Raw genomic sequence first — 21,396 nt, forward strand, 5'->3', positions numbered from 1 at the left:
GCTGAAGCCGTGCTGCCCTGGTGGGACTATCCCCTGCTCATCGCTCTGGGACTGTTCGCCGGAGGGCTGGCCGGTCTGCTGGGAATCGGCGGCGGTCTGATCTTCGCGCCCCTGCTGCTCTGGCTGGATCTGCCGCCCCATCAGGCCCTGGCCACCAGCAGTTTCGCCATCGTGCCCACGGCTCTGGCCGGCACCATCACGCACCTGAGCGGCGACAGCCTGCCCTGGCGATCCGGTCTGTCCATCGGTCTGGCGGCCTTCGGTTCAGCCTTGGTGTTCGGGGGCCTGGCCGGCTGGGCATCGGGCTGGGTGCTGCTGGCCATGCAGACCATGATCTACATCGTGCTGGCGTTCACCGTGCGGCCGCGGCCTGAACAGGAAACGGAGGAGGTTGACCTCGATGCCAAGGCGCTGAAGCTCTCCGGAACCGGCTGCATCGCCGGCTGGACCGCCGGAATGCTGGGGCTGGGGGGAGGACTGGTGATGGTGCCGCTGATGAACGGTCCGTTCGGGGTTCCGATCCACCAGGCGGTGCGTCTCAGCACCGTGGCGGTGTTCTGCTCCGCCTCGGCCGCGTCGCTGCAGTTTCTGCATGAGGGGCGTGGGGTACCGGTGATGGGACTGCTCCTGGGGGGGGTGGCGGCGATCGCCGCCCGCTGGACCGCGAGCCGCCTGGATCAGTTCGATGCGCTGCTGCTGGTGCGGCTGCTGCGGGGTCTTGCGATCGTGCTGGCGATCGACAGCTGTCGGCGGGCCCTGCATCTGGTGCTCAGCTGACGGCTCCGTCCAGCAGGGTCCAGAAGCCGGCATCCAGCTCGTAGCCGAGGGAGGCGGCCATCTGGGACAGGTTGCCCCGCATCGATCGTCCCAGGGTCTGGCGGCAGAGGTCGTCCAGCTGCATCAGACGATGGGTGATCCAGAGCTCCAGGGCTTCGGGCTCGAAGCGCAGTCCATCGGTGCGGCTGAACCGGTGGGGGACCACCATGGCCACGTGACGGATCAGGCTGCCCTGATCCCGCTCCAGCACCAACGGCAGCCAGGGGTGGCGGGCGTCGGCCCTCAGCGCCCACAGCCGCGGTTCGGGGCATTCCGCCAGCTCTCTCGGGTCGTCGGCCTGGCGAGGCCAGTCGAAGCTCAGCTCCAGGGTCGCCCCCTGGGTGAGAACCTCCCCCAGGGATCTGGCTGCCCACGGTTGCAGTGGCGTGAGATCGAGACGACGGATCGCATCGGCATCGATCTGGACCGATTCCATGGTGAGGTGTGACAGGCCTTTGCGAATGATGGCGCGCAGCCGTCCCTCTGAAGAACAATGGGACGGTTTCCCCGGACTGCATCCATGGCCAGCGCCCTGACCTCGCCAGAGATCTTCATCGCCCTTGTGGTGGCTGCCCACGCTGCGGTGCTCGCTCTGCGCCTCTCCATCAGCCTGTACGAGGCCTGATCCCCTTCTGTTGCGGTGGGGCTTGGCAGCAATGGTTCGCTGCGTTACAAACGATCAGCTGACCCTGTCAGTTGGCTTCGTCAACTGCTCCACCACCAGCCAGTCGTCCGGTTGATGCCGCAACGCTGGCGTCCGTCATCCAGCGTCAGAACGACCGCCGAGAGCTGCAGTGCAGTGTTCTGGCGCTCGCGGTGAAGCTCGGATTCGTTCTGCTGGGCTGCGTCAGCCTGGTTCGGCTGTCGATGGCGTATCAGGAGCGGCTGGAACGGCACGGCGAAATCAATGCTGTGGTGACCGTTGAAACCGCCAAGCTGGAATCGCTGCAGCAACGCTTCGACCGTCTGTTCAGCATCGGCGGTGAAGAGCGCCTGATCGGTGAACAGGACCAGTGGATCGCCCCCAACCGTCTGCGTGTGATCTGGCGCTGAGAATCCTGTCGCCTTTGGCTGGACATGCGCTCAACACTGCAGACTGATCGCTTCTGAGGGGCAGCAGCGATGGGAACTCCGGGCACCGTTCTGATCACCGGCACCACCTCTGGGGTCGGTCTCAACGCCACCAAGGCCCTCGTGGAACGGGGCTGGACGGTGATCACCGCCAACCGCAGTCCCCAGAGAGCGGCTGGTGCTGCCGATGAAATGGAGATTCCCAAGGACCGTCTCCAGCATGTGCTGATGGATCTGGGTGATCTGGACAGCGTCCGTTCGGCGGTTGAGAAGCTCCCCGGAGGAGTGGATGCGCTGGTCTGCAATGCCGCGGTGTACAAGCCGAAGCTGAAGCAGCCGGAGCGTTCTCCGCAGGGCTATGAGATCTCGATGGCCACCAATCACTTCGGCCATTTCCTGTTGGTTCAGTTGCTGCTGGATCGGATCAGGGCGTCGAGCCACCCGTCCAGGCGCGTTGTGATCCTCGGCACGGTGACGGCCAACTCCAAGGAGCTGGGTGGCAAGATCCCGATCCCTGCCCCGGCGGATCTCGGTGATCTCTCCGGCTTTGAGGCGGGCTTCCTGGAGCCGATCAGCATGGCCAGCGGCAAACCGTTCAAGCCAGGCAAGGCCTACAAGGACAGCAAGCTCTGCAACATGATCACCACCCAGGAGCTGCATCGGCGCCTGCACGGGGAGACGGGCATCACCTTCACGTCGCTGTATCCGGGCTGTGTTGCCGACACGCCGTTGTTCCGCAACACCCCGAAGGCCTTTCAGACGATCTTCCCGTGGTTTCAGAAGAACATCACCGGTGGCTACGTCTCCCAGGCCCTGGCGGGTGAGCGGGTGGCCCAGGTGGTGGCGGATCCGGATTTCGCAGAGTCCGGTGTGCACTGGAGCTGGGGTAACCGTCAGAGCAAGGACGGTCAGCAGTTCAGCCAGGAACTGTCTGACAAGGCCACCGATCCCGACACGGCGCGGCGCGTCTGGGATCTGTCGCTGCGGCTGGTCGGGCTCTGATCGGGCCGGTTGATCAGTCGAAGCCCAGCAGGTCGAAGATCTCCCGATCTTTCAGGGATGTGGCTTCCAGGGGTTCCACGTTCTCCAACATGTTCTGGGCCAGGCGCAGGTACTCCCGGCGCACCGCCTGCACCGCTTCGTCGTCATCGTCCATTTCGAAGATGGTGCACTTCTTCAGCCGTGAGCGGCGGATGGCATCCACATCCTTGAAGTGGGCCATCGTGCGCAGGCCCGTGCGGGCATTGAACTTGTCGATCTGATCGGTGTCTGCGGAGCGATTGGCGACGACACCGCCCAGCCGCACTTTGTAGTTCTTGGCCTTGGCCTGGATCGCCTGCACGATCCGGTTCATCGCGAAGATCGAATCGAAATCGTTCGCCGTCACGATCAGGCAGTAATTGGCGTGCTGCAGCGGTGCAGCAAATCCGCCGCACACCACATCGCCGAGCACATCGAAGATCACCACATCGGTGTCTTCCAGCAGGTGGTGCTCCTTGAGCAGCTTCACGGTCTGGCCCGTGACGTAGCCACCGCATCCGGTGCCCGCCGGAGGGCCGCCGCTCTCCACACACTGAACGCCGTTGAAGCCGGTGAACACGAAGTCCTCCGGACGCAGCTCCTCGCTGTGGAAGTCCACCTCCTCGAGGATGTCGATCACCGTCGGCACCATCTTGTGGGTGAGGGTGAACGTGCTGTCGTGCTTCGGATCGCAACCGATCTGCAGCACCCGTTTGCCCAGCTTCGAGAAAGCGGCCGAAAGATTGGAGGACGTGGTGGATTTGCCGATGCCGCCCTTGCCGTAGACAGCGATCACCAGGGTTTCCTCCTGGATGTTCATCGAGGGGTCCTGATGGACCTGCACACTGCCTTCGCCGTCAGCCGGCCGCGTCAGGGTCGTGGTCATTCAGCGACCTTCACAAGAGGTGTGGCTTCATTCAACAGCAGCGGATGTATGCCGGCAGGTTTTCACCAAGAAACGAAAGATCTGCGCTGCTTGCTGCCAAGGATCTGCGCATTTTCTTCGGCTTGATTGAAAAGAAATGAGTGCAAATGCTCATGCCTTGTAGTGGGCTTTTGCGTCATACAGCGTTTCGCTGCTGATCTCCCGGCAGCCGGCCTGGCGGGCATAGGCCTCGGCGTTGCGTTTCACCTTTCCACGCACAAAGAAGGGGATCTTGCGTAGTTCCGCTTCGCCATCGGCGGTCCACACCAGGGCGTCGTCCCCGAGTTCAGGCACATCGCTGAGCTCCGCCTCGGCGGAGTCACCGGCAGCACCGGAGCCACCGGCATGGCCCAGATGGCTCTGGTGACCGTCCACGAATTCGAAATCGTGGCGGAACATGCCGATCAGGTGCTCCTCCAGCCCCATCATCAGCGGGTGCACCCAGGCGTCGAAGATCACGTTCGCCCCCTCCCAGGCCATCTGGGGGCTGGTGCGGGCCGGCACATCCTGCACGTGCATCGGGGTGCTGATCACCGCGCAGGGAATGCCCAGCCGCTTGGCGCTGTGCCGTTCCATCTGGGTGCCCAGCACCAGCTCGGGAGCCGCCTCCGCCATGGCGGCCTCCACGGCCAGGTAGTCGTCGCTGATCAGGGCCTCCAGCCCCATGGCCTTGGCGGCGGCCCTCACCGGCCGTGCCATCTCGCGGCTGTAGGTGCCGAGACCCACCACCTCGAAGCCCAGCTCCTCCCGGCAGATCCGTGCTGCGGCCAGGGCATGGGTGCCGTCTCCGAAGATGAACACCCGCTTGCCTGTGAGGTAGGTGGAGTCGACCGATTCGGAATACCAGGGCAGGCGGGAGCGCTGATGTCCCTCGCGGGTGTCGGGCGGATCCATCCCCAGCAGCCCATGCAGTTCGCTGAGGAAGTCGTGGGTGGCGCCGATGCCGATCGGCACCGTGCGTGTGAACGGCATGCCGAAGTTGCGCTCCAGCCAGATGCAGCTGGATTCGGCCACCTCGGGGTACAGACACACGTTCAGATCCGCTGCGGGCAGCCGTGACAGGTCGTCCACCCCCGCTCCCAGCGGCGCCACCACACCCACATCGATGCCGTGCAGCGTCAGCAGCCGCTGCACCTCCAGCACATCATCGCGGCAGCGGAAGCCCAGCAGCGAGGGTCCCAGCAGGTTCACCCTGGGGCGCCGGCCCTCCTGCTTCCAGGCCAGAGGGTTGTGACTGGCCTGCTCCGGTACCTGCGACTTCAGCAGGCTGCGCACCAGCTGATAGAGGGTCTCCGCAGCACCCCAGTTCTCCTTCTTGCTGTAAGCGGGCAGTTCCAGGGTGACCACGGGCATCTCGAGTCCCATGCCCTGGGCCAGAGCCCCGGGCTGGTCCTGGATCAGTTCGGCGGTGCAGCTCTCGCCCACCAGCAGAGCATCGGGCTGGAAGCGATCCACCGCCTCGCGCACGTGCCGCTTCACCAGTTCCGCCGTGTCACCGCCCAGGTCGCGGGCCTGGAAGGTGGTGTAGGTCACCGGCGGCCGCTGGCCTCTGCGCTCGATCATCGTGAAGAGCAGGTCGGCGTAGGTGTCCCCCTGTGGGGCATGCAGCACGTAGTGCACCCCCCGCATCGAGGCGGCGATGCGCATGGCGCCGACATGAGGGGGGCCTTCGTAGGTCCAGAGCGTGAGTTGCATGGCGTCAGGCGTGAACGGGGTCGACGGCGAGGGAGGGATTCAGGCCGGGCTGAATCAGATGACGGCGGCGCAGGGGACGCGAGAACAGTTCGGCGAGATCGCCGGCCTGATCAATGCCGTGGATCGGGCTGAACACGAGTTCGATCGACCATTTGGTGGCGATGCCCTCGGCTTCTAGGGGATTGGCCAGGCCCATGCCGCAGACCACCAGATCGGGAGAGCTGTCACGCACCCGATCCAGCTGCAGTTCGACGTGCTGACCCTCCATCACCGGCGTGCCTTCCGGCAGCAGGGCCAGCTCCTCGGCCATCTGCTCGCGGTTGAGATAGGGGGTGCCGACCTCCACCAGTTCCATGCCGCATTCCCGCTGCAGGAACCGTGCGAGGGGCAGCTCCAGCTGGGATTCCGGCAGCAGGAAGATGCGCTTTCCGCTCAGCACCTTCCGATGGGGTTCCAGGGCGATCCGGGCGCGCTCCATCAGGGGGTCCAGCACCTCGGCCTGTCGTTCCGCGGGCACCTGGAAGGCGTTGGCACCGGCCTCCATCCAGCGGCGGCTGCCCTCTGCGCCCAGTGGGAAGGGGGCGGTGAGCACCGTTGCTCCGCGATCGCGGAGCAATCGAGCGGTTTCGGTGAGGAAGGGCTGGGTGAGCAGCACGGTGGTGCCGGGTCCGACCGGTGGCAGATCCGTGGACTGGCGAGGCGGCAGGCTGCGGATCGCCTCGATGCCCAGGCGTCCGAACAGGTGAATCAGCCGGTCCTCCACGGCATCGGCGAGGGTGCCCACCAGCAGCAGCTGACGCTCTTCGCTGGCGGGAAGCAGCGGCACCAGCGCGGCGAGAGCCCCGTCCTCCCCCTGCGTGAAGGTGGTTTCAATGCCGCTGCCGGAGTAGTTCACCACCCGAACCCGGCCGTGCATCTCCTCGTTGAGCCGTTCAGCAGCACGGGCCAGATCCAGCTTGATCACCTCGCTGGGGCAGGAGCCCACCAGAAACAGCGTGCGGATTTCGGGCCGGCGTTCCAGCAGTTCATGGCAGACCCGGTCCAGCTCCTCATGGGCGTCCGCCAGTCCGGCCAGATCCCGTTCTCCGAGAATGGCGGTGCCGAAGCGAGGTTCGGCGAAGATCATCACCCCTGCTGCGCTCTGGATCAGATGGGCGCAGGTGCGTGATCCGACCACCAGGAAAAAGGCATCCGGCATGCGCCGGTGCAGCCACACGATCGAGGTGAGTCCGCAGAACACCTCCCGAGGTCCGGTTTCCTTCAGCAGCGTGGGCCCGGCCATCGGCCGCTCCTTGGCAAGGGGTTGTCTTCAACTTGCAAGACGAAGGGCCCTACGCACCAGGTCTGGAGCAATCTCTTAGGGATCCGTTCGGGATTGATCACCGTCCGGATCATCCCGCCATGGTCTTCAGAGCCTCTCTTCAGAGCCGGCGGCGGAAGCCATCGGTGCGATAGCTGCCCTGACGCTCATCCTGGTCCAGTCGGCTGAGACGCCAGACGTTACGGGTGATCCGGCGTGCCACGAGCCCACCACGCTCGACGCGTTCGCTCCCGGGGCGTGCGCCCAGCAGCAGGCTGACCTCAGCGGTGCTCAGGGGGGCTCCGGTGTCGATGGCCAGGGCGGTGAGTTCCAGACGCAGGCGCAGCTGGCGGCTGCGCTCGAGATCCTCGTTGCGGGGGGTCTCCAGCCATGGCAGATCCACCTGCCCGTCCTGGGCCAGGCGCTGCATCAGGCCGAAACTCACCATGCCGAGGGCCTGATCGGCGGGCATGTCGACGGTGTTCACCGGGGATTGCTCAGGAAGCGCCACAGATCAGACCGAAACTGAGCGGACGGTATCGGCTCACCATTGCGGCGCAAGGCTTCAGGCCGTCCAGCTGCTCTGAGGGCCCGGACTCGAAATCGTCCGTTACACTCCCCGCCATGAATCGTTTCGCCAGTTTCGAGGGCCGCGAGAGGCGGCGTGGCGGAAGTGCTCTCGTCACCGGTACCGAGGTGCATTCATCGTCTGCCGGTGCCAGCTGTGTGATCACCACGGACAGCGAAGCGCCGCGGCTGATGAGCAGTCAGGTGCAGTCGATCGAGCTGCGCACGTACGTGTTCATCGATTCGTTGCAGCCTCAGCTGGCTGCCTACATGGGCTCCGTCAGCCAGGGATTCCTGCCGATTCCAGGGGACGCCTGTCTTTGGATGGAGGTCTCCCCGGGCATGGCGGTGCACCGGGTCACCGATATCGCCTTGAAGGCCAGCAACGTCCGCCTCGGCCAGATGGTGGTCGAGAGGGCCTTCGGCTCGATGGCCCTCTATCACCGTGATCAGAGCACCGTGCTGCACTCCGGTGATGTGGTGCTCGAGGCGATCGGCAGTTCGATCGAACAGCGCCGCGCTGCCGAGGTGAGCTGGACGGAGGTGATCCGCGCGATCACTCCCGACCACGCTGTGCTGATCAACCGACAGAACCGCCGCGGTTCGATGATCGAGGCCGGGATGAGCATGTTCATCCTCGAGACCGAACCCGCCGGCTACGTGCTGATCGCTGCCAACGAAGCCGAGAAGTCGTCGAACATCACCGTGGTGGACGTGAAGGCCGTCGGTGCCTTCGGACGGCTCACCCTGGCCGGCAAGGAGGGAGATGTGGAGGAGGCGGCGGCCGCTGCGATGCGGACCATCGAGATGATCAACCGCACGTCCGCCAACCCCTGAACGTCAGATCAGCTGCAGGAATCGGCGCAGGTCAGGCGCCAGGGCCCTGGCCGCCTTGCCGCGGCTGCCCAGACGGATCAGCTGTGCGTCGTTGAACTCGCCATAGGTGCACCTCGCTTCCCGAACCCAGAGCAGGGATTCGTAGCTTCCTCCTGGGTACGCGGGAGCCTTCAGAAGCTCGCCCCAGCACACTCCCTCTGCAGAGGCCACGCAGTGGCCTGCAGGATCGCTGAGAACCATCGTGCTGCGGAAGCAGGCGCTTCTGTAGGGAGTGCTGCCCAGATCGTTCAGCAGCTTGGTGATCTTGGCGTCGTCGCCCTCGGCGTAGCGAGCGGAGTACAGGCCTGGGGCGCAACCCAAAGCATCCACCTCAAGGCCGGAATCGTCGGCCAGAGCCCAGCCAGCGGTCGCCAGGGCGGCAGCCGTGGCCTTGAGACTGGCGTTCTCCCTGTAGGTGGAACCTGTCTCTTCCACCTGAAGAGATTCAGGCTGACGCTGAACAACCACCGGAAGCGGTCCGAGCATGGCCTCGATCTCGGCCACCTTCACGGGATTGCCGCTGGCAATGGTCAGCAGTGGACGCAAAGGGTCAACAGAATCGGCTCCCATTGTGAGGGCCGATCGGCTGATCTCAGCGGTTAGGGGGTAAGAGATCTCCGTGCACTCCGGTGGAACGGCATGGGTTGAACATTCCACCCCTCGGCCGAAGGCTTCGGGACCGTTCCGGCCAAAAAAACTATCCATGAGACGGGGCTTCGACAATCGTGTGTCTGCAGGCCAGCACAGGATTTCCCACAGCAGTTCGGAACGGTGGGCGGCTTACTGATAAGCCCTGCTAATCATGTTCACTATGGACAGTGATTGAGAGATGTCGGCGAATCGCTTGACGGGAAGCGCCTCCGCGAAGCAGTCTTCGCGGCGAACATTCCACCCTTTTCTCCGGTAGGCAATGGCTAACGAAACCATGGGCATCGCCCTCGGCATGATCGAGACCCGCGGTCTGGTCCCCGCCATCGAGGCAGCTGATGCCATGACCAAGGCCGCCGAAGTGCGACTGATCGGTCGCGAGTTCGTCGGTGGCGGTTACGTCACCGTTCTGGTCCGCGGCGAGACCGGCGCTGTCAACGCCGCTGTCCGCGCTGGCGCTGATGCCTGCGAGCGCGTCGGCGACGGCCTTGTGGCTGCCCACATCATTGCCCGCCCCCACCGCGAAGTGGAGCCTGCTCTGGGCAACGGCAACTTCCTCGGTCAGAAGGACTGAGATCTTCCGCTGAGCCTCTGACGAGGCACGCGAACGTCTCACCCCCCTCACCGACCTAACGGAGTTAACCCATGAGCAAGAAGTACGACGCTGGGGTCAAGGAGTACAGGGACACTTACTGGACTCCTGATTACGTTCCCCTCGACACCGACCTGCTGGCCTGCTTCAAATGCACCGGCCAGGAAGGCGTTCCCAAGGAGGAAGTGGCCGCTGCTGTGGCTGCTGAATCCTCCACCGGCACCTGGTCCACTGTGTGGTCCGAGCTCCTCACCGATCTCGACTTCTACAAAGGCCGCTGCTACCGCATCGAGGACGTCCCTGGTGACAAGGAGTCCTTCTACGCCTTCATCGCCTACCCCCTCGACCTGTTCGAGGAAGGGTCCATCACCAACGTTCTGACCTCACTGGTCGGCAACGTGTTCGGCTTCAAGGCCCTGCGCCACCTGCGTCTCGAAGACCTGCGCTTCCCGCTGGCCTTCATCAAGACCTGCTACGGCCCGCCGAACGGCATCCAGGTCGAGCGCGACCGGATGAACAAGTACGGCCGTCCTCTGCTGGGTTGCACCATCAAGCCGAAGCTCGGCCTGAGCGGTAAGAACTACGGCCGTGTCGTCTATGAGTGCCTTCGCGGCGGTCTGGACTTCACCAAGGACGACGAGAACATCAACTCCCAGCCGTTCCAGCGTTGGCAGAACCGCTTCGAATTCGTTGCGGAAGCCATCAAGCTGTCCGAGCAGGAGACCGGCGAGAAGAAGGGTCACTACCTCAACGTGACCGCCAACACTCCCGAGGAGATGTACGAGCGCGCTGAGTTCGCCAAGGAACTCGGCATGCCGATCATCATGCACGACTTCATCACCGGCGGCTTCACAGCCAACACCGGTCTGTCGAAGTGGTGCCGCAAGAACGGCATGTTGCTGCACATCCACCGCGCCATGCACGCGGTGATCGACCGTCATCCCAAGCACGGCATTCACTTCCGCGTCCTCGCCAAGTGTCTGCGTCTGTCCGGTGGTGACCAGCTCCACACCGGCACCGTGGTCGGCAAGCTCGAGGGTGACCGTCAGACCACCCTCGGCTACATCGACCAGCTGCGCGAATCGTTCGTGCCCGAAGACCGCAGCCGCGGCAACTTCTTCGATCAGGACTGGGGCTCCATGCCCGGCGTGTTCGCCGTCGCCTCCGGCGGTATCCACGTGTGGCACATGCCCGCCCTGGTCACCATCTTCGGCGACGACTCCGTTCTGCAGTTCGGTGGTGGTACCCACGGTCACCCCTGGGGTTCCGCTGCAGGTGCTGCGGCCAACCGCGTGGCCCTCGAGGCCTGCGTCAAGGCCCGCAACGCCGGCCGCCATCTCGAGAAAGAGAGCCGCGACATCCTCATGGAAGCCGCTAAGCACAGCCCCGAGCTGGCGATCGCCCTCGAGACCTGGAAGGAGATCAAGTTCGAGTTCGACACCGTCGACAAGCTCGACGTTCAGGGCTGATCGTCTCAGCTGATCGTCTCAACGGCCGGTTGACCTAACCGGCCCACCTTTTTTCTTACCCCCAGGATCCCCATGCCTTTCCAGAGCACAGTGGGTGACTATCAAACAGTCGCCACCCTGGAGACCTTCGGCTTTCTCCCGCCGATGACCCAGGACGAGATCTTTGACCAGATCGCCTACATCATTGCCCAGGGCTGGAGCCCGCTCATCGAGCACGTCCACCCCAGCAACTCCATGGCCTCCTATTGGTCCTATTGGAAGCTCCCCTTCTTCGGTGAGAAGGATCTCAACGTTGTCGTGAGTGAGCTCGAGGCCTGCCATCGCGCTTACCCCGATCACCACGTGCGCATCGTCGGTTACGACGCCTACACCCAGAGCCAGGGTTCCTGCTTCGTGGTCTTCGAAGGCCGCTGATCCCTCGAACCAATGGTTCCGAGCCCTGATCCTTCAGGGCTCAAGTATTTCCCGGAGGGTTGATCCCCTCCATTCATCGACCACATCCTCGGGCGGACATGGCAAGACTCTCCAGTCGCGAACTCGCACTCGAACGCCGCAAGGCGCTCACCACCACCGGTAAGAAGGCTCCTGCCGCAGCCCGGTCCGGTGACAGCCGGGTGCGCACTGCCGCTGATGCCCGTCCGACCCGAACCCGGGCCAATGCCCCTGTTGAACCCGTCGTCCCTGCTGCCGCAGCTCCGCAGCAGGCGAAGGTGTTCACAACGTTGGCACCGTCGCGTGCCAGTCAGGTGCAGCCTCAGCGCCACCCGAGCCGCGATCTGGTTCTGGCCCGTCGTGAGGCCCTCTCCCGCCGTGGCAAGACCGCCGACACCAGCCGCGATCGCAACCGCGCCGATGTGGCACGTCAGACCAAAGCCGCTGCTCCTGCAGCTGTCCCTGCTGAGACCACGAAGAGCTGTGGCTGCGGTGGCAAGCGTGCCTCTGAACAGGCTTCCCTGAGTGCATCGGCCCCCAAGTTTTCCGCCCGTTCGGAGCGCCGTTCTGCGACGCCCAAGCGCCGGGCCATTGAGAACCCGAGCCGTGCCCTGGTGCTTGCCCGTCGCGATGCCATGTCGAAGCACGGCAAGACCGCCGGGAAGCAGCCCACCAGTGCAGCCGCCGTCGCGCGGCAGGCCAATCCTGATCTCACCAGCCGCGAGCTGGCCCAGCAGGTGCGTGAGCTGCGGGCCAAGGCCGGTGCCCGCAACAAGCAGGGTGCCGCTGTGAGCCGCCCTACAGGCCCCAATCGCCATGGCGCCAAGCAGGCCGCCGCCGCTGATGCTCATTGGAAGGTGGGCGAAAGCACCACCAGCTCCGGTCAGACGGTCACCGGCACCCAGGCCAACCGTTCGGTGAAGACCACCGGAAACGAAGCCAGCACCTGCCGCTCGATCACAGGAACGGAATATCTCGGAGCCGAGGTGTTCCAGACCTTCTGCCAATCCGCTCCCGAGCCAACCACTCCGGCCAAGGTGCGCGTCACCGCCACCAGCCACGGCAATCGGGTCACCGGTAATGAGGTGGGTCGTTCCGAGAAGGTCACCGGTGACGAGCCCGGCACCTGCAAGAACGTGACCGGAACCGAATACATCTCCTCCAATCAGGCTGTCTCCTACTGCGGTGGCGGCAACACCTCCCCCCGCAAGGTGGGCCACAGCCTCACCGAGCAGGGCCGTCCCGTCAGCGGTGTGATGGTGGGGCGTTCCGCCAGCGTCACCGGCGATGAAGCCGGTGCCAATCGCAATCTCACCGGCGATCAGTACCTCGGTTCCGATCCCCTGCCCGAAGGTCGCCCCGCCACGAAGGTCGGCCTCTCCGGCACCCTCTCCGGCACCGGCGTCACCGGCACCCTGGTCGGCCGCTCCTCCCAGGTGACCGGCAATGAGTTCGGGTCCTGTCACAGGGTCACCGGCGATCAGTACATCAGTGCTGAACAGGTGAACGGCTTCTGCGGCAGACAGCCCGAACCCGAGGCCGCCAAGGTCGGCTTCAGTGTCACCAACCGCAACCTTGTGGTGAGCGGCACCCGCACCGGCCGATCCGACAAGGTCACCGGCGACGAGCCCGGTACCTGCAAAGCGGTAACAGGAACCCCTTATGCGGGGCTGGAAGAAGCTGGTCAGAACTGCGGCACTCCGGCCGTTCAGGCCATCCGTGAACGCACCCCGGTCCGTCCCGGCACCCCGGCAGCCCCGATGACCGGACTGCAGCCTGGAATCGGCGGCGTGATGACAGGCGCCGAGCGCGGAGCCTGTGAAGCCGTCACCGGCACGCCTTATGTGGGTGCCGATCAGTTGTCCGCCGCCTGCGGCAGCGAGGCTCCGGCTGGCAGTGACTCCCACGGCCAGGCGCCCGAGGGTGCGGCCTGGACCCGCTTCAGTGTGACGTCACCGGCCCGTGCCGCTCAGCAGCAGCGCGATGCCCAGGGCGGAGTCACCGGCACGGCCTATGAGCAGGGCAACCGCATCACCGGCCCCTTCGACATGGCCGGCGGCAAGGTCACCGGAACGGAGCAGTTCCGCTTCGATAACCGCGAGTTTCAGCGCCGTCAGTTCCAGCCCACTGTTGCCGTGGTGAGTGAACCGGCTGAACAGCCAGCCTCCCGCGTCACCGGTGAGGGGTCGTCCAGGAAAGTCACCGGTGATGACTGGGATCGTGGTGAGCACGTCACCGGCACCGAAGGCGCTTCCGCCCGTCGCCGCAACCCCACACGTCCGGGCCCGATGAGTGCGATGGCTCCTTACGAACGCAAGCGCAATGAAGAGAACGAGTGGCCTGTCAGCCGGGTCACCGGCTCCAGCGGCAACACCGACAAGGGTTCCCTGATCACCGTCTCCGGCGGCGCACGGGGCTGATCTGCTGATGGTTCGCTCCATGCCTTCCCGCGGCGGGCGACCTCAGGCCCCCACGGCTCCCACGCGCCGGCAACTGCAGAACAACGGTCCTGCAGCCGGCGCTTCTGTTCCACCCATGGAGTCGGTTTCGGACTCCACCAAGACCCGGGATGCTGCTCTGCAGCGTCGGCGTGCACTGACCACGGCCGGCAAAGCGGCGAAGCTGGTCCAGGGTTCCATCGGTGGCGGTCGGGTTCGCACGGCTGTTGATCAGCAGCGTCGGACCCCTCAGCAGCAGGCTGTGGCGCAGCAACCGGGCTGGGTCCGCCGAGAGAAGAGCCAGACCTCTGTGGTTCCCTTCAACCTGAGCCGCTCCTCCCTGCCGCTCACCCATCGCCAGCACCCGCTCACCGATTCGGCCGGCAATGCACGACTGCAGGCGTACGAGCTGGAGGTGAAGGGGCGTTTCGATCGCATTGTTCCCCTGCTCAAGCGGGTCTCGGCCCTGCAGCATGAACCCGATTTCATCGAGCAGGCTCAGCGCCTCACCAGGACAGAACTGGGCTTCGATCTGCCTCAGCACATCCTTGAACGGGCCTGGGTGCGTCCCCTCGACATGCGGGCGCTGTTCGCCTGGTGTGTCTTTGAAAGCCATCGCCTGTTCAGTGATCGTTTCTTTCAGGACGATCCCCTCGATGGGGCCAGCGGCAGTGCCTCCTCAAGGGAATTCGAGCAGTTCCTGCTCGACTGCGGCATTCATCTGCTCGACGTGACGCCCTGCGCCGATGGCCGCCTGGCTCACACCGTGGCCTACGCGTTGCGCATCCCCTTCAGCGCCGTGCGTCGCCGCTCCCATGCCGGCGCCATGTTCGACGTGGAGAACACGGTGAACCGCTGGGTGAAGACCGAGCATCGCCGCTACCGCGAGGGGATGCCCAACCCCGCCACCGAACCGACCCGTTATCTGAAGGTCGTCACGTATCACTTCAGCTCCCTGGATCCCGAGCATCAGGGTTGTGCCGCCCATGGAAGCAACGATGAGCTGGCGGCATCAGCCGGGTATCAGCGCCTGCTCGATTTCCGGGAAGCCGTGGAGAACAGCTTCTGCTGCGGTGCTTCGGTGGATCTCCTGCTGATCGGCCTGGACACCGACACCGACGCCATCCGCGTTCACCCTCCCAGCCGGGACAGTGAAATGGTTCTGGATCAGTGGCTGTGTGCCCGTGATCTGCATGCCGCCACCGCTTCGATGAGCGCGGATCAGGCCATGGTGCAGATCGCGGAGGCTGTCGAATCCGCAGCCCCGGGTCCGATGGATCCCGGCATGGTCACCTTCCTCACGCGTCTGATCGCCAACAACTGCTCCCAGATCGACTACGTGCAGGATCTGCATGGCGCTCCCTATCCGGACGCCGGTCATGCCGAGCGTTTCATCGGTGTCGGAATCGGTTTCAAGGAGGTGCACCTGCGCAACCTCACCTACTTCGCCCATCTCGACACCGTCGAGGAGGGAGCCCCCGATCTGGACGTGGGCGTCAAGATCTTCCGTGGTCTGAACGTCTCCCGTGATCTGCCGATCCCCGTCGTGATCCGCTTCGACTATTCGGGTCGCGTTCCCGGCGCCCGTCAGCGGGCGATCGCCGACTGCACCCGGGTGAATCAGGCCATCGCCAGCCGTTACAGCGAGCTGGTCGATCAGGGCCTGCTGCACACGTGCCTCACCGTTCGTGATCGCAACCAGACGGCTCCGGCCGAGGTCGTCGGTTCCACCCTCGCCCCCCCGCTCCAGGAGGCTCACTGATCATGCTCATCGTCAAGGTCATCAAGCCGCTCGTCTCCACCAACCGCATCCCGGACTTCGAGCACAAGCATCTGCAGGTGGTTCAGGACGGCAGTACCAAGAAAGTGGCCGTTGATGCCGTGGGTGCCAAACCGGGCGACTGGGTGATCTGCGTCAGCAGCTCCGCCGCCCGCGAAGCCGCCGGAAGCAAGTCGTATCCCAGTGATCTCACCATCGTGGGGATCATCGATCACTGGGAACCGGATCCGCCGAAGACCCCCGCACCGGCGCCGGCACCCAGCAGCACCCCTGCCGGAGGACCCACCAGCTGATGGAAATCATGCAGGTGATGGGAACTCTCGTGTGCACATTCCGTGTGGCAGGGCTGGATCACATGCACCTGCGCGTCTTGCGCAACGCCAAGGGCAAGAAGCTCGTGGCGGTGGATCCCGTGGGTGCTCGCGAGGGCAACTGGGTGTTCACTGCCAGCGGCTCAGCCGCCCGGCATGCGTGCCCCGACAACAAGGTGCTCACCGATCTGACGATCGGTGGAATCATCGACCACTGGACGCCGGACGGATAGGGACTCTCCCCGCTCCTCCGCCTCCGTTCCGCTTCCACCACCGTTTTTCATGGCCACTCCTTCCCCGACTCCCCGCCGCCGCACCACCCGCAGTTCCGCTGCAGCCAAGAGTGCCGCCAGCAAGACCGTGGACGTCACTCCCGTTGTCAGCACTCCGGCAGCTGCCGCTCCCAGTCCCACCAGCAGCCCGGCCGCGAGCGCACCGGCCACCCCCACCCCCCGTCGCGCGAGTGCGCGCACTCCATCCGCCGCTGGCGGCAGCGGCAGCAAACGCGGTGCCACGTCGCTGTCCGCAAATCAGGCCGCGGATGCCCCGATCTCAGGGATTGCACTGGGGATGATCGAAACCCGCGGGGTGGTGCCGGCCATCGAGGCAGCTGATGCCATGACCAAGGCCGCCGAAGTCACGCTGATCTGTCGGGAATTCGTCGGCGGTGGTTACGTCACCGTGATGGTGCGGGGTGAAACCGGTGCTGTGAACGCCGCCGTGCGTGCCGGAGCCGATGCCTGCGAGAGGGTCGGCGACGGTCTGGTCGCTGCCCACATCATTGCCCGTCCCCATCAGGAGGTGGAGCCTGCCCTGGTCAGCAGTGGCGCCCTGCGCCGCAGTTGAGCCTGAAGTGTCTGCCGATGTCCGTTCACAAAGAGCGCTCGACCCCTTGGCAGCCGCTTAGATTCCTCGGCCAATGCCGACAAGCCCGATCCCCTTTCCGCTTGCCGTTTTGACTTCGGAGCTGTCCTTACCCGTCCAGGTTGCCTGGCTGATTCCGCTTTACGGATTCGCCGGCATGCTCGTGTCGCTTCCCTGGGCAGCGGGTTTGTTCCGGCGTCAGGCTCACCGGCCGGCGGCCTACCTGAACATCCTTCTGACCCTGCTGGCCTTCGTGCACGGCAGCCTGATCCTGCAGGAGGTCTTCCAGTCCGGTCCGGTCGATCTGGCCTATCCCTGGCTGACGCTGGCCGACCTGGAGCTCGACATCAGCTTCAGCCTCACGCTCACCAACCTGGTGGCCCTGGAACTGATCACCGGTCTCAGCCTGCTCTCCCAGGTTTATTCCCTTGGATATATGGACAAGGAATGGGCCCTGGCCCGTTTCTTCGCCCTGCTCGGTTTCTTTGAAGGGGCCATGAGCGGGGTGGTGCTGAGTGATTCGCTCTTCCAGAGCTATTTCCTGCTGGAGATGCTCACCCTCTCCACGTATCTGCTGGTGGGGTTCTGGTATGCCCAGCCCCTGGTGATCACCGCCGCCCGCGACGCTTTTCTCACCAAGCGCGTCGGTGATGTGCTGCTGCTGATGGGCGTGGTGGCGCTCTGCAGCTTCTCCGGTGCGATGGGTTTCGGTGATCTCTATGTCTGGGCATCGCGCGACACCCTCTCCCCTCTGGCAGCGACGCTGCTGGGTCTTGGCCTGATCGCAGGCCCCACGGGCAAGTGCGCTCAGTTCCCGATGCACCTCTGGTTGGATGAGGCGATGGAGGGGCCGAATCCCGCCTCGATCCTGCGGAACTCCGTGGTGGTGACCTGCGGGGCGATCGTGCTGCTCAAGGTGATGCCGATCCTTCAGCATTCGCCGGTGGCGCTGGTGGTGCTGCTGGTGATCGGCAGCATCAGTGCCATCGGTGGGTCCCTGGTGGCCATCGCCCAGGTGGACATCAAGCGCACGCTGTCGTATTCGACCACCGCTCATCTGGGCCTGGTGTTCATCGCCATTGCCCTGCAGATCCCGGTTCTGGCACTGCTGCTGCTGTTTTCTCACGCCGTCTCCAAAGCGCTGCTCTCGATGAGCATCGGTGGCGTGATCGCGTCCACCAACTGCCAGGACATCACGGAACTGGGTGGTCTTGCCAGCCGCATGCCGGCCACCACCACCGCCTATCTGGTGGGAAGTGCAGGCCTGGTCGGCTTTCTTCCCCTGGGTGGCTTCCTGGCGCTGGCCCAGTCGATCGAGCTGCTCAGCGTGCGCTCGGTGCCGTTCATGGCTGTGTTTCTGCTCACCAATGCCCTGACAGCACTCGGACTGGTGCGGGTGTTCCGCCACGTCTTCCTCGGTGACTCCCTGATCAAGTCCCGCCGGGCGGCCGAAGTGAACTGGCAGATGGCCCTGCCGATGGTCGCTCTCACCGTGATCGTGCTGCTGACGCCGGTGCTGCTGGTGCGTCTGGAATCGCTCGATGGCCTGCTGGCGTTTCCGCTCTGGGCTGCAGCCCTTGTGGTGGGCAGCGGTCTGGTGGGGCTGGTGGCCGGAGCTCTGCTGCCGTTGAGCAAGGCCTGGTCGCGATCGCTCAACCCCGCACTGCGCTGGTTCCAGGATCTGCTGGCCTACGACTTCTACACCGAGGAGTTTTACCGGCTCACGATCGTCAATGTGGTGGCCGGCATCTCGCGTCTGGCCTCCTGGTTTGACCGCACGGTGGTGGATGGGGTGCTTCACGGTGTGGCGAGGCTGTCTCTGCAGAGCGCTGAGAGCCTCAAGCTCAGCGTCAGCGGACAGGGCCAGTCCTATGTGCTCACGGTGCTGGTCGCCATCGTTCTCTTCCTCACTTCGGTGAGCTGGTTCCTCGCCTGACGCCGTCGCCATGCTGCTCTCTCTGCTGCTGCTGATCCCCTTCCTCGGTGCCCTGGCACTGATCCTCTGGCCGGCGGATCCCCCGCCTGAGCGTCTGCGGATCGCCACCGTGGTGATCCTTGCCCTGCAGTGCCTGGTGAGCTTTGGCCTCCTGATTCCCTTCGATGCCTCGGAGGCCGGGCTGCAGATGGTGGAGCAGGCCCGCTGGGTGCATTCCATCGGCCTCGACTACGCCCTGGCCGTGGATGGTCTGTCGCTGCCGCTCGTGCTGATGAACGGCGTGCTGTGCCTGGTGGCGGCGGTGGCCTCCCGTTCGATTGAGAACCGCCCCCGCATCTACTTCGCCCTGCTTCTGATCATCAGTGGTGCCGTGAATGGTGCCTTCCTGGCCCAGAACCTGCTGCTGTTCTTCCTCTTCTATGAGCTTGAACTGATCCCTCTCTGGCTGTTGATCGCCATCTGGGGTGGATCGAACCGTGCCTACGCCGCCACCAAGTTCCTGATCGTCACCGCCGTGTCGGGGGTTCTGATCCTGGGGGCGTTCCTGGGCCTGGCCCTGGTCACCGGCACCATGGACTTCAGCCTGCGGCCGATCCTGGCTGGCGATCTGGGCATGACGGCCCAGCTGCTGCTGATGGGAGCGTTGCTGATCGGTTTCGGCATCAAGATTCCGCTCTTTCCGTTCCACACCTGGCTGCCCGATGCCCACACGGAGGCCTCCACGCCGGTGTCCGTGCTGCTGGCGGGGGTGCTGCTGAAACTGGGAACCTACGGATTGCTGCGCTTCTGCCTGGGTCTGTTCCCGGAGGCCTGGCAGGTGGCGGCCCCCTGGCTGGCGGCCTGGGCGGCGATCTCGGTGCTGTACGGGTCGCTGGCGGCGATCGCCCAGACCGACATGAAGCGGATGGTGGCCTACAGCTCTGTTGGCCACATGGGGTATGTGCTTCTGGCTGCGGCAGCGGCCACACCCCTGGGGTTGATGGGAGCTCTGTTCCAGATGGTCAGCCATGGCTTGATCTCGGGCGTGCTGTTCCTGCTGGTGGGGGTGGTGTATGCCCGCACCGGAACCCGCGATCTCAATGTGCTGCGCGGTCTGCTCAATCCCCAGCGCGGCCTGCCGCTCACCGGTTCGCTGATGATCATCGGTGTGATGGCCAGCGCCGGCATCCCTGGCATGGCGGGCTTCATCTCTGAATTTCTGATCTTCCGAGGCAGCCTGCAGCCCTTCCCCGTTGCCACCTTGCTGTCGATGGTGGGCTCTGGACTCACGGCGGTGTATTTCCTGCTGCTGGTGAACCGTGCCTTCTTCGGACGTCTGGCGATCGCCCCCGGAGAGGTGACCAATCCCCGTATCCTCGATCCGGTTGCCCTGCGTGAGCAGGTGCCGGCGATCGCACTCAGCTTCGGTGTTCTCGTGCTGGGTCTCGCTCCGGAGCTGCTGGCGAACCTCAGTGAAGCGGCCACCACCGGCCTCAGTCAGCTCAGTGGAGGACTGTCATGACCACCACCGCACCGTTGCCCGTCTCCGCTCCAACGCTTCCGGACCAGGAGGAACTGATCCGGCGTCTGCTCAGCGACACTCCCCTGCTCAAGGACACGCCCGATCATCTGCTGCAGGTGGTGAACGTTCTCGAGAGCTACGGGATCGTGCTGGATGCCTACAGCAAGAACCTGGTCGACCAGGGGCAGAAGCAGCTGCTCAATCCCTTCCCGGTGTTCCGCTTCTTCCATGAGGGTTTCAACCTCAAGCGGCTCTGGGATCATCTGCTGGGGGACCGGATCAATTTCGAGTACGCCGAGTACTGCCAGAAGGCGATGTTCTGGCACGGAACCGGAGGGTTGGATGCCTACCTCGACAGTGACGCCTTCCGGGAGGCCTGCGATCGGATCATTGCGGCGAAGACCCGCCGTGACCCTCTGCTGGCCTTCACCAACAGCCTCTACCGGGGTTTCGCTCCGGAATCGGTCCGTTCGCTCACCACGATCTACTGCCTCGGATTGTTCTGGCGGGTGATGAGCGATCTGTTCGTTGACCTGGCCCGTCGTTACCGCATCGGTGAGGTGGCCTGCGTCAACGACGTGGTGCATCACATCCGCGACGGCCTCGTGGCGGCAGCAGGCAGTCCGATCACCTACAAGGTGACCGTGGCCGGTGAGGAGTTCTGGGTGCTGCCTCCCGAGGCGGGCCTCACCTTCCTGGTGGATGTGGCGGTGCCTTACGTGGAGGCGGTGTTCTTCCGGGGTATGCCGTTCCTCGGCACGGTCTCCTACAACGCCCAGGCTCGTCAGATTTCACCTGACATCAGCGATTTCAAGTACGGCGCTCTCTACGCCGATCCGATTCCGAGCATGGGGGCCGGTATCCCGCCGAGCCTCTGCATGCAGGACATGTACCGGCATCTGCCGGAGGAGCTGAGCAGCTGGTACGACCATCACGGTCGCGCTCAGGTGGACGTGCACGTGCAGATCTGCATCAGCTTCCAGAAATCGATGTTCTGCGTCACCAACGGGGCGATCGCCGGCACCATGCCTCACCCGTTGGACACCCAGGATCCCGAGCAGCAGGCGGCCAACCGCGCCTATGCGGAGGCCTGGTCGGGTCGCTTGATGGGATGCCAGCGGGTGGCGCTCCTCTAGGTTTTCCCAAGGCCCAGTG

At 64.6% G+C, this 21,396-nt stretch carries 22 protein-coding genes; 16 read left to right on the top strand and 6 right to left on the bottom strand.

The window, feature by feature from the left end; genetic code table 11:
- Nucleotides 1-9: 9 nt before the first annotated feature.
- Entirely contained in the window at nt 10-777 is a 768-nt protein-coding gene (locus KR49_RS11835; protein ID WP_043695760.1) for a sulfite exporter TauE/SafE family protein, read from the top strand.
- Here KR49_RS11835 and KR49_RS11840 read toward each other — a convergent pair.
- Entirely contained in the window at nt 770-1,252 is a 483-nt protein-coding gene (locus tag KR49_RS11840; protein ID WP_043695761.1) for a CRR6 family NdhI maturation factor, read from the bottom strand. The two genes, KR49_RS11835 and KR49_RS11840, sit on opposite strands and share 8 nt — an antisense overlap.
- Nucleotides 1,253-1,336: 84 nt before the next feature.
- Here KR49_RS11840 and psaM point away from each other — a divergent pair, with 84 nt between their 5' ends.
- From psaM to KR49_RS11855, 3 genes are all read left to right on the top strand, one after another.
- Nucleotides 1,337-1,441: a photosystem I reaction center subunit XII gene (psaM, locus tag KR49_RS11845; RefSeq protein ID WP_071839743.1), complete on the top strand. Its 105-nt coding sequence runs from the start codon at nt 1,337-1,339 to the stop codon at nt 1,439-1,441.
- Between the two features lie 71 nt (nt 1,442-1,512).
- Entirely contained in the window at nt 1,513-1,869 is a 357-nt protein-coding gene (locus KR49_RS11850; RefSeq protein ID WP_043695766.1) for a hypothetical protein, read from the top strand.
- 69 nt (nt 1,870-1,938) lie between these two features.
- The gene (locus KR49_RS11855) at nt 1,939-2,889 is read left to right on the top strand and encodes a protochlorophyllide reductase (RefSeq protein ID WP_043695768.1); all 951 of its coding nucleotides are present in this window, start codon (nt 1,939-1,941) and stop codon (nt 2,887-2,889) included.
- A 13-nt stretch (nt 2,890-2,902) separates the two neighbouring features.
- Here KR49_RS11855 and bchL read toward each other — a convergent pair whose 3' ends face one another.
- From bchL to KR49_RS11875, 4 genes are all read right to left on the bottom strand, one after another.
- Nucleotides 2,903-3,793, bottom strand: a complete 891-nt coding sequence (bchL, locus tag KR49_RS11860; RefSeq protein WP_043695769.1) for a ferredoxin:protochlorophyllide reductase (ATP-dependent) iron-sulfur ATP-binding protein — start codon at nt 3,791-3,793, stop codon at nt 2,903-2,905.
- Between the two features lie 150 nt (nt 3,794-3,943).
- The gene (locus KR49_RS11865; RefSeq protein WP_043695771.1) at nt 3,944-5,527 is read right to left on the bottom strand and encodes a ferredoxin:protochlorophyllide reductase (ATP-dependent) subunit B; all 1,584 of its coding nucleotides are present in this window, start codon (nt 5,525-5,527) and stop codon (nt 3,944-3,946) included.
- 4 nt (nt 5,528-5,531) lie between these two features.
- A complete protein-coding gene (locus KR49_RS11870; RefSeq protein WP_043695773.1) occupies nt 5,532-6,809 on the bottom strand; it encodes a ferredoxin:protochlorophyllide reductase (ATP-dependent) subunit N in 1,278 nt (425 codons plus the stop codon).
- Nucleotides 6,810-6,948: 139 nt separating this feature from the next.
- Nucleotides 6,949-7,299 (bottom strand): hypothetical protein, encoded by a 351-nt coding sequence (locus tag KR49_RS11875; protein WP_173402173.1) that lies wholly within the window; start codon nt 7,297-7,299, stop codon nt 6,949-6,951.
- A 152-nt stretch (nt 7,300-7,451) separates the two neighbouring features.
- Between KR49_RS11875 and KR49_RS11880 the strand changes: the two genes are divergently transcribed.
- A complete protein-coding gene (locus tag KR49_RS11880; RefSeq protein WP_043695777.1) occupies nt 7,452-8,231 on the top strand; it encodes a microcompartment protein in 780 nt (259 codons plus the stop codon).
- Nucleotides 8,232-8,234: 3 nt separating this feature from the next.
- On the opposite strand, the gene KR49_RS11885 is transcribed toward KR49_RS11880, so the two are convergent.
- A complete protein-coding gene (locus KR49_RS11885) occupies nt 8,235-8,816 on the bottom strand; it encodes a non-canonical purine NTP pyrophosphatase (protein WP_156957191.1) in 582 nt (193 codons plus the stop codon).
- 364 nt (nt 8,817-9,180) lie between these two features.
- Here KR49_RS11885 and KR49_RS11890 point away from each other — a divergent pair, with 364 nt between their 5' ends.
- The 11 genes from KR49_RS11890 (at nt 9,181) to KR49_RS11940 (ending at nt 21,377) form a co-directional block, all read left to right on the top strand.
- Nucleotides 9,181-9,492: a BMC domain-containing protein gene (locus tag KR49_RS11890; RefSeq protein ID WP_006169870.1), complete on the top strand. Its 312-nt coding sequence runs from the start codon at nt 9,181-9,183 to the stop codon at nt 9,490-9,492.
- A gap of 71 nt (nt 9,493-9,563) precedes the next feature.
- Nucleotides 9,564-10,979, top strand: a complete 1,416-nt coding sequence (locus KR49_RS11895) for a form I ribulose bisphosphate carboxylase large subunit (protein ID WP_043695793.1) — start codon at nt 9,564-9,566, stop codon at nt 10,977-10,979.
- 72 nt (nt 10,980-11,051) lie between these two features.
- Nucleotides 11,052-11,393, top strand: coding sequence for a ribulose bisphosphate carboxylase small subunit (locus KR49_RS11900; RefSeq protein WP_043695797.1), 342 nt, complete (start codon nt 11,052-11,054; stop codon nt 11,391-11,393).
- A gap of 98 nt (nt 11,394-11,491) precedes the next feature.
- Nucleotides 11,492-13,831, top strand: a complete 2,340-nt coding sequence (locus tag KR49_RS11905; RefSeq protein WP_043695799.1) for a CsoS2 family carboxysome shell protein — start codon at nt 11,492-11,494, stop codon at nt 13,829-13,831.
- Between the two features lie 7 nt (nt 13,832-13,838).
- Nucleotides 13,839-15,611, top strand: coding sequence for a carboxysome shell carbonic anhydrase (locus tag KR49_RS11910; protein WP_043695802.1), 1,773 nt, complete (start codon nt 13,839-13,841; stop codon nt 15,609-15,611).
- Between the two features lie 2 nt (nt 15,612-15,613).
- The gene (locus tag KR49_RS11915; RefSeq protein ID WP_043695805.1) at nt 15,614-15,922 is read left to right on the top strand and encodes a carboxysome peptide A; all 309 of its coding nucleotides are present in this window, start codon (nt 15,614-15,616) and stop codon (nt 15,920-15,922) included.
- Nucleotides 15,922-16,173 carry a carboxysome peptide B gene (locus tag KR49_RS11920; protein WP_043695809.1) on the top strand — a complete coding sequence of 84 codons (252 nt, stop codon included), beginning with the start codon at nt 15,922-15,924 and terminating at the stop codon, nt 16,171-16,173. Before KR49_RS11915 ends, KR49_RS11920 begins: the two co-directional genes overlap by 1 nt.
- Before the next feature lie 49 nt (nt 16,174-16,222).
- Nucleotides 16,223-16,786 (top strand): BMC domain-containing protein, encoded by a 564-nt coding sequence (locus KR49_RS14535; protein WP_043695812.1) that lies wholly within the window; start codon nt 16,223-16,225, stop codon nt 16,784-16,786.
- Nucleotides 16,787-16,895: 109 nt separating this feature from the next.
- Nucleotides 16,896-18,740 (top strand): NAD(P)H-quinone oxidoreductase subunit F, encoded by a 1,845-nt coding sequence (locus tag KR49_RS11930; protein ID WP_043695815.1) that lies wholly within the window; start codon nt 16,896-16,898, stop codon nt 18,738-18,740.
- A 10-nt stretch (nt 18,741-18,750) separates the two neighbouring features.
- Nucleotides 18,751-20,241 carry an NADH-quinone oxidoreductase subunit M gene (locus KR49_RS11935; protein WP_043695818.1) on the top strand — a complete coding sequence of 497 codons (1,491 nt, stop codon included), beginning with the start codon at nt 18,751-18,753 and terminating at the stop codon, nt 20,239-20,241.
- On the top strand, nt 20,238-21,377 hold the full coding sequence (locus KR49_RS11940) for a CO2 hydration protein (protein ID WP_043695822.1): 1,140 nt from the start codon (nt 20,238-20,240) through the stop codon (nt 21,375-21,377). Before KR49_RS11935 ends, KR49_RS11940 begins: the two co-directional genes overlap by 4 nt.
- Nucleotides 21,378-21,396 lie beyond the last annotated feature (19 nt).

The organism is Synechococcus sp. KORDI-49 (assembly GCF_000737575.1).
Classification (GTDB): Bacteria; Cyanobacteriota; Cyanobacteriia; order PCC-6307; family Cyanobiaceae; genus Parasynechococcus.

Excerpts from the sequence above, each read along its gene's own strand:
- psaM (WP_071839743.1), top strand. The coding sequence starts at position 1,337 with ATGGCCAGCGCCCTGACCTCGCCAGAGATCTTCATCGCCCTTGTGGTG.
- KR49_RS11875 (WP_173402173.1), bottom strand. The coding sequence starts at position 7,299 with ATGCCCGCCGATCAGGCCCTCGGCATGGTGAGTTTCGGCCTGATGCAG.
- KR49_RS11900 (WP_043695797.1), top strand. The coding sequence starts at position 11,052 with ATGCCTTTCCAGAGCACAGTGGGTGACTATCAAACAGTCGCCACCCTG.
- KR49_RS11880 (WP_043695777.1), top strand. The coding sequence starts at position 7,452 with ATGAATCGTTTCGCCAGTTTCGAGGGCCGCGAGAGGCGGCGTGGCGGA.
- KR49_RS14535 (WP_043695812.1), top strand. The coding sequence starts at position 16,223 with ATGGCCACTCCTTCCCCGACTCCCCGCCGCCGCACCACCCGCAGTTCC.
- KR49_RS11905 (WP_043695799.1), top strand. The coding sequence starts at position 11,492 with ATGGCAAGACTCTCCAGTCGCGAACTCGCACTCGAACGCCGCAAGGCG.
- KR49_RS11935 (WP_043695818.1), top strand. The coding sequence starts at position 18,751 with ATGCTGCTCTCTCTGCTGCTGCTGATCCCCTTCCTCGGTGCCCTGGCA.
- KR49_RS11890 (WP_006169870.1), top strand. The coding sequence starts at position 9,181 with ATGGCTAACGAAACCATGGGCATCGCCCTCGGCATGATCGAGACCCGC.
- KR49_RS11895 (WP_043695793.1), top strand. The coding sequence starts at position 9,564 with ATGAGCAAGAAGTACGACGCTGGGGTCAAGGAGTACAGGGACACTTAC.
- KR49_RS11870 (WP_043695773.1), bottom strand. The coding sequence starts at position 6,809 with ATGGCCGGGCCCACGCTGCTGAAGGAAACCGGACCTCGGGAGGTGTTC.
- KR49_RS11840 (WP_043695761.1), bottom strand. The coding sequence starts at position 1,252 with ATGGAATCGGTCCAGATCGATGCCGATGCGATCCGTCGTCTCGATCTC.
- KR49_RS11865 (WP_043695771.1), bottom strand. The coding sequence starts at position 5,527 with ATGCAACTCACGCTCTGGACCTACGAAGGCCCCCCTCATGTCGGCGCC.
- KR49_RS11940 (WP_043695822.1), top strand. The coding sequence starts at position 20,238 with ATGACCACCACCGCACCGTTGCCCGTCTCCGCTCCAACGCTTCCGGAC.
- bchL (WP_043695769.1), bottom strand. The coding sequence starts at position 3,793 with ATGACCACGACCCTGACGCGGCCGGCTGACGGCGAAGGCAGTGTGCAG.
- KR49_RS11915 (WP_043695805.1), top strand. The coding sequence starts at position 15,614 with ATGCTCATCGTCAAGGTCATCAAGCCGCTCGTCTCCACCAACCGCATC.
- KR49_RS11920 (WP_043695809.1), top strand. The coding sequence starts at position 15,922 with ATGGAAATCATGCAGGTGATGGGAACTCTCGTGTGCACATTCCGTGTG.
- KR49_RS11855 (WP_043695768.1), top strand. The coding sequence starts at position 1,939 with ATGGGAACTCCGGGCACCGTTCTGATCACCGGCACCACCTCTGGGGTC.
- KR49_RS11910 (WP_043695802.1), top strand. The coding sequence starts at position 13,839 with ATGGTTCGCTCCATGCCTTCCCGCGGCGGGCGACCTCAGGCCCCCACG.